This is a genomic window from Hyphomicrobium sp. (genome assembly GCF_036780825.1).
Taxonomy (GTDB): Bacteria; Pseudomonadota; Alphaproteobacteria; order Rhizobiales; family Hyphomicrobiaceae; genus Hyphomicrobium_C.
In genome coordinates, this window is the sequence record NZ_DAIQCD010000038.1 from 21212 (window position 1) to 27340 (window position 6129).

Genomic DNA, 6129 nt, shown 5'->3' on the forward strand with positions numbered 1-6129 from the left:
CCTCATGGCGCTGCTTCCCGTCGCCACCGCGCTTGCCCGCGTGCTCGCCGATATCGGGCCGCCGGCGGAAGAAACCGTCGCGATCGAGGCGGCTGACGGGCGCGTGCTGGCGGAGGATCTTGCCGCGCGCCTCACGCAGCCGCCGTTCGACGCCTCCGCCATGGACGGGTATGCAATCCATGGCGAGGGCGCGGCAACCATCGGCGATCGCTGGACGGTCGTCGGCGAGTCGGCCGCGGGCCGTGGGTTCTCCGGCTCCGTGGGCCCGGGAGAAGCGGTGCGCATCTTCACCGGCGCGCCGGTGCCGGCAGGATGCGGCACGGTCGTGATCCAGGAGAACGTCGCGCGCGAGGGCGAGACGATCGTCGCGACCGAGGGGACGCGGAGCGGCGCCAACATCCGCGTTGCTGGAAACGACTTTTCGGAAGGCGACGTGCTGCTCGAGAGGGGGCGGCGTCTCGATGCGCACACGGTGACGCTCGCCGCTGCCATGGGTCATGGCGCCGTGCGGGTTGCGCGCCGGCCGGTCGTGGCTTTGCTCGCCACCGGCGACGAGCTCGTTCCGCCCGGGACACTGCCGGGGCCGCACCAGATCGTCTCCTCGAACCCCATCGGGCTTGCGGCGCTCGTGGAGCGCGCCGGTGGCGTCGCGCGTCATCTCGGCATCGCACCCGACCGGATGGAGGCGCTGGCTGAGCGGATCGACGCCGCGCGGGATGCAGACATTCTGGTCACCATCGGCGGGGCATCCGTAGGCGACCACGATCTCGTCGGGCCGGCGCTCGAAAAAGCGGGGCTCGACCTTGCCTTCTGGAAGATTGCGCTGCGGCCGGGTAAACCGCTGATGTTCGGGTGTCTCGGCCCCATGCGCGTGCTCGGCTTGCCAGGAAATCCCGTGTCGGCGCTGGTCACCGCGCAGATGTTCCTCGTGCCATTGATCCGCGCTTTGCTCGGCATGCCGCGCGCGGCGGAGCACCCGACCGAACCAGCGTTCCTGACGAAGCCGCTCGAACCCAACGGCCCGCGCCTGCATCTCATGCGCGCGACGCTCGGAAGCGGCATGAACGGGACACCGACCGTGACGCCGCTGTCGTCTCAGGATAGCTCGCTGCTGAGTGCACTTTCGCGCGCCGACTGCCTGATCTGGCGCGAACCGGACGTTCCTGCAGCAAGCGCCGGCGAGGCGGTGCAGGTGGTGCGCTTCGGCCGCTGAGGGACTCGTCTTTAAGGCGTGGACGCACCTTAAGTTTTCATTTGAGAAACTGATTCACGTTCTCGGTTGTCGCGTGTCCGCGTCGACCTCGAACGATCAGGCTCTATGCAGCGACGAGCTCGCGCGAGCGCTCTCTGGTGGCGTCGGGCTCCTGCTGAAGGGCGACGAGGCGGTCGCGCCAGATGTCGGTATGGCGCAGCGTTCTGAGCTCGATCGAGGCCGGGGACCGTTCGACGGGCGTCGACAGGATCGCCGTCATGGCCGGGCCGGCATTCTGAGACGTGAGCCAATTGAGCGGGCCGGACAGAACGAGGCCGAGCACGACCGGCGACATCCACACGAGCAGCCCCGGAGACGTCTCCCAGCACACCACCGTCACGACAATGCCGACCAGCATGTGCGGCCAATGAAAGCGCATGGCCTCGCCAAGCTCCATGGCAGCGTCGTCACGCCGTTGCGCTTTCCAGCCGGCGTCGCGCCCAAGAAAGATCTGCAGCACCGATGACGTCTGCGTCATCATCATGATCGGTGCGAAGAGCATCGAGAACACCGTCTCGGTCACCACCCCCGCAAAGGCGCGCGCGGCCCCGAACAGCTCGCGGGCACGCCGGGCACGCTTCAGCTCGAGCGCCAGTCCCAGCACCTTCGGCAGTAAGACGACCGCCATCGTGGCGATGAAGAGGCGCATAGCCGCCCCAGGGTCGATGGTCGGCCAGATCGGGAAGAGCGTCTTGTCATCGGTGAAATAGCTGGGCAGGAGCTGCTGTCCCTGAAGGGCGAGCACGAGGCCCACCGCGAGCGCGGCAGCCCACACCGCCGAGATGATATAGGAGAGTGCCCCCATCAGAAGATGGACACGCCCCATGCCTGGCACGCCGGGGCGCGCGATGAGCGCCAGATGCTGGATATTGCCCTGAGACCAGCGACGGTCGCGAACGATCAGGTCGGTCAGGCTCGGCGGCATGCTCTCGAAGGAGCCCTCGATCGACGAGGCCATGTGCACGCCCCAGCCCGCACGCTGGAGCGCCATGGCCTCCACGAAGTCATGGCTCAGGATATGTCCGCCGAACGGCGCCGGTCCCGGCAGGACGGGCAGCCCCGCCGCGCTTGCAAACGCCTCCGTGCGGATGATGGCGTTATGGCCCCAGTAATTGCCCTGGTCCCTGCTCCAGAAGGCGAGACCCGCCGCCGTCGGGGGGCCGTAGACGTTGGCCGCGAATTGCATCAGCTTCTGCAGAAGCGTTTTGCCGCCGATGAGCTTGGGCACGGTCTGGATCAAGCCGGCGTCGGGGTCGCTCTCCATGGCGCGCGCAAGACGGACGAGCGCCACGCCCGACATGATGCTGTCGCCATCCAGGATCACGAACGTCTCGTAGGCGCCGCCGAAGCGCTCGACCCAATCCTTGATGTTTCCGGCCTTGCGGCCCGTGTTCTCGATGCGCCGGCGATAATAGACGCGGGCCTCATCCCTGAGACTGTGGGCGAGCGCCGCGTAGGCAGCCTCCTCGGCCACGCCCACATCGGCGCCGCGCGTGTCGGACAGAACGAAGATGTCGAAAGCGTCCGCCTTGCCGAGCGAGGCGAGTTCCTCGACCATGGCCGAAATGGTGCCGGCGATCCGCGCCGGCTCCTCATGATAGACCGGAAACAGAAGCGCAGTGCGGCCGGCGAGCGGGCCATCCGCGTCGGGAATGGGGATGGTGTCGGCGTTCTCGCCCGCGAAGAGAGGCAGGAAGCCGAGGGCCGTCGACAGCGTGCCGACGGAGATCCATGCGAAGGTGATCGTCGACAGCACGAGGAACAAGAGCTGGATCGGCGTAACCTGCACGAACGCGAGCACGCCGTAGAGCTCGTAAGCGAACGCTGCCGTCATGAGCGCAGCGCCGAGAAATACTGCCATGCGCGGGAGACTGGCTCCGCCTTGGCGACGGCTTACTTGCCCGCGACGCTCGGAGAAATCCTGCACCGGCATCGCGAGTGGAGCGGGCTCCGGAAGAAGTGCCGGATCGCTCGCGTCGTGATGAAGGCTTTCGGGACGGGGAGGGACTGGCATAGAGGAGGAATCCGCTGCACCGACGGCAGGCTCCTTATCGTTCATGCTTTCGTCCATCGATAGAGCCAGTTCTCCGAAATCAACTGGCCGGCCAGCTTCAGACATAAACGCAGCTCCACCAACTCGGTTCCTGCCGCATTGAGCGCGAACTTGACGCGAAAGCCCGCGATGTCGGGATGGCGCTGCACGCTGAGCCCGGATGTGGTTCCTGCCGTGACGTTGAGGTCGGCGACGGGCATCTCGCGGGCATCGCGCACGGCGGGGCCGGCGAAGTCGACAACGAACAGCGTGGTGTCGGGTTCGCGCCCTGCCCCCACCTGGGTCTTCAGCACCGAGGTTCCGGACCAGACCGCCGGCACCTCGTCTCCCCAGGACATGCGGTAGGCGTAGGTATAGGCCGTGCCCGGCTCGAGCGGCTTCGAAGGCTTCCAGTAGGCGACGATGTTGTCGTGGATCTCTTCGCTGATCGGAATCTCGATCAGCTCGACGTAGCCGCCGCCCCAGCTTCCCCGCGGCTCGATCCAGACCGTGGGACGGCGCTCGAAGCGCGCCTCGAGATCCTGATAGCCGGCGAAGCTGCGATCGCGCTGGACGAAGCCGAACCCTCTCAGGTCCTTGTCCACGAAGGCGCTGGTCTGCAGCATCTTGGGATTGGTCAGCGGACGCCAAAGCCGCTCGCCGTTCCCGTTCACCACGGCGAGACCTTCGCTATTGTGCACGGCCGGCCGGTAGTCGCGCTCGATGCGCCGTTGCGCCGGCCCCAGGAAATACATGCTGGTGAGCGGCGCGATGCCGACATGCGGCAGGGAACGGCGCGGATGGAGCGTGGCTTCGACCTCGATCTCCGTCAGGCGTCCGGGATGGATGGTGAAGCGATAGGCGCCGGCGATGCTCTCGCTATCGAGCAGAGCATGAATGACGATCTCGTCAGAGGAGGGCGCCGGCTTCTCAATCCAGAAGGCGCGGAAGACGGGAAATTCCTCGCCCGCCGGGCGCGCCGTATTGATGGCCAAGCCCCGCGCCGAAAGGCCATACTCCTGCTGGCGGCCAACGGCCTTGAAGTAGCTCGCACCCTGGAATGACACGAACTCGGACAGTGCATCGGCCGTGTTGAGCGGGCCGTTGACGCGAAATCCGGAGAAAGCGAACGGAGCGGCGTCGGGAGCCTTTTCGATCGACGGCCCGATGGAGAAATTCGTGCTGTCGGCACGCAGCAGGCGCGCGTTGCCCGCTTCGACGATCCAGATCTCGACGGGCGTTTCGTAGAGCCAGCCGAGCGCCAGGGGCTGCACCTCATAGCCGAGGTTCTCTCCGCGCCATACGGAGGCCTCGGGACGAAAGCGAATGTCGCGGTATTGCTCGGCCGAGAGCGCGTTGAACGGCTCGGGCAGATCGATGCGCGGCTTTACGAAATCGCGCGCCGCCAGCTCCTTGGCCAGCTTCTGCACATGATCGGCCGCAAAAGAGGCCTCTGGGCGCGGCTCGGCGGCCTGGGCCAACGCCTCCGAAACGCCAAGCACCTGCTCGGCGAACGCGGCGAGCGCGGACGCGCCGGCTCCGGTCAATACTCTGCGGCGGTTCGGGCTCAAGCCCATGCCACGGTCATCGCTCATGTGTGAATCAATTCCGGAGATAGTCCTCCTCCGTCCTGCTGCGCGCCGAACCTCACTCGCATCGGTGTCTCGTTCACACCAATCGAGGCCGTTCGAACGTTCCCCCGTAGCAGTCCGGACTCCCTCGGCACAGGATGCGCCCGCGCCGCAAGAGGCAGATAAACCTCGATTGTGGCAACATTTACTGGCGAACCGCCAAGCTTTGCGAGTTGTGCAGACAGGCCGACCGCACGCATGAAGCCGCACACTTGATCGAGGGCCATGGGCCGCGCGGGGCGCCTCTTCCGGGCGGCCCTCAGCCCGTTGCTCCTCGATGCGTGCCGCCGGTCCATGACCGTCCAATCCTTCCCGTCATATCGGGCCGATTTCCCGGGCCATGCAGCCCTGGATCACACGTAAGCGTCACCTGTAATGCTCGGCCACAGCCTATGACGCACACGGACATAATTTTCAGTGACGGCGTCGATTCTTTGGAAAATAAATTTTAACCTCAGCATGTTACGCGCGCCACACGACCCGTTGCAATCACGCAACACGACAGTTGGAATCCTCTGGATAGAGCATCTTCGCCATTCCAAGCCCGAGCGAGATCTGCGTAGTATCTTCGCCGAGGCGGTGATTCGTCTGTCGTACTACCGCTGTCTTTCGAGCTTGTGTGCGCGTGGCGTCGAGATGCGTCAAGCGCCCGTTTCGAAGTTAGTAGACGGGAGAAGGTAAATGAAAAAGCAAAGCCTATGCGCCTTGGCGGCGGCTGGCCTCCTTGTTGGTGGCCTGTCCGTAACCAGCGCATCTGCAGCAGACCTTGGGGGGAACTGCTGCGCCGACCTCGAGGAGCGCATCGCCGAGCTCGAAGCGACGACGGCCCGCAAGGGTAACCGCAAGGTTTCGCTCACCGTTTCCGGCTGGGTCGCCCAGCAGGTGATGTGGTGGGACGACGGTGTTGAGAGCAACACCTACGTCGGCGACATCGGCACCACGCTGGCTTCCAACGTGAAGTTTACCGGCCAGGCCACCATCATTCCGGGCTGGACCGCCGGTTACGTTCTGCATCTCGAGATGTCGAACAACGACAGCCTCGCGCTCAACCAGGATTATCAGCGGCCGGGCCTCGTCGGTGATTGGACGAAGGTGACCCCGCTTCAGAGCTACTGGTTCCTGAAGAGCGAAAGCCTCGGCAAGATCAGCGTCGGTCGCCAGTCGCAGGCGTCTGACAACACCGCCATCCTGGTCGACGGCTCGGGCTCACTCGT

General features: G+C 65.4%; 4 protein-coding genes. 2 read left to right on the top strand and 2 right to left on the bottom strand.

Features of this window, described 5'->3' with window-relative positions; genetic code table 11:
- Positions 1 to 4 precede the first annotated feature (4 nt).
- Positions 5 to 1213: a molybdopterin molybdotransferase MoeA gene (locus V7P99_RS12730; RefSeq protein ID WP_333795202.1), complete on the top strand. Its 1209-nt coding sequence runs from the start codon at positions 5 to 7 to the stop codon at positions 1211 to 1213.
- Positions 1214 to 1316: 103 nt separating this feature from the next.
- Here V7P99_RS12730 and mdoH read toward each other — a convergent pair whose 3' ends face one another.
- On the bottom strand, positions 1317 to 3371 hold the full coding sequence (mdoH, locus tag V7P99_RS12735) for a glucans biosynthesis glucosyltransferase MdoH (protein WP_333795203.1): 2055 nt from the start codon (positions 3369 to 3371) through the stop codon (positions 1317 to 1319).
- The gene (locus V7P99_RS12740) at positions 3308 to 4879 is read right to left on the bottom strand and encodes a glucan biosynthesis protein (protein ID WP_333795204.1); all 1572 of its coding nucleotides are present in this window, start codon (positions 4877 to 4879) and stop codon (positions 3308 to 3310) included. The genes mdoH and V7P99_RS12740 overlap by 64 nt, the downstream gene beginning before the upstream one ends.
- Before the next feature lie 717 nt (positions 4880 to 5596).
- Here V7P99_RS12740 and V7P99_RS12745 point away from each other — a divergent pair.
- Positions 5597 to 6129: porin (locus V7P99_RS12745; RefSeq protein WP_333795205.1), on the top strand; the 533-nt coding region annotated here is incomplete at its 3' end.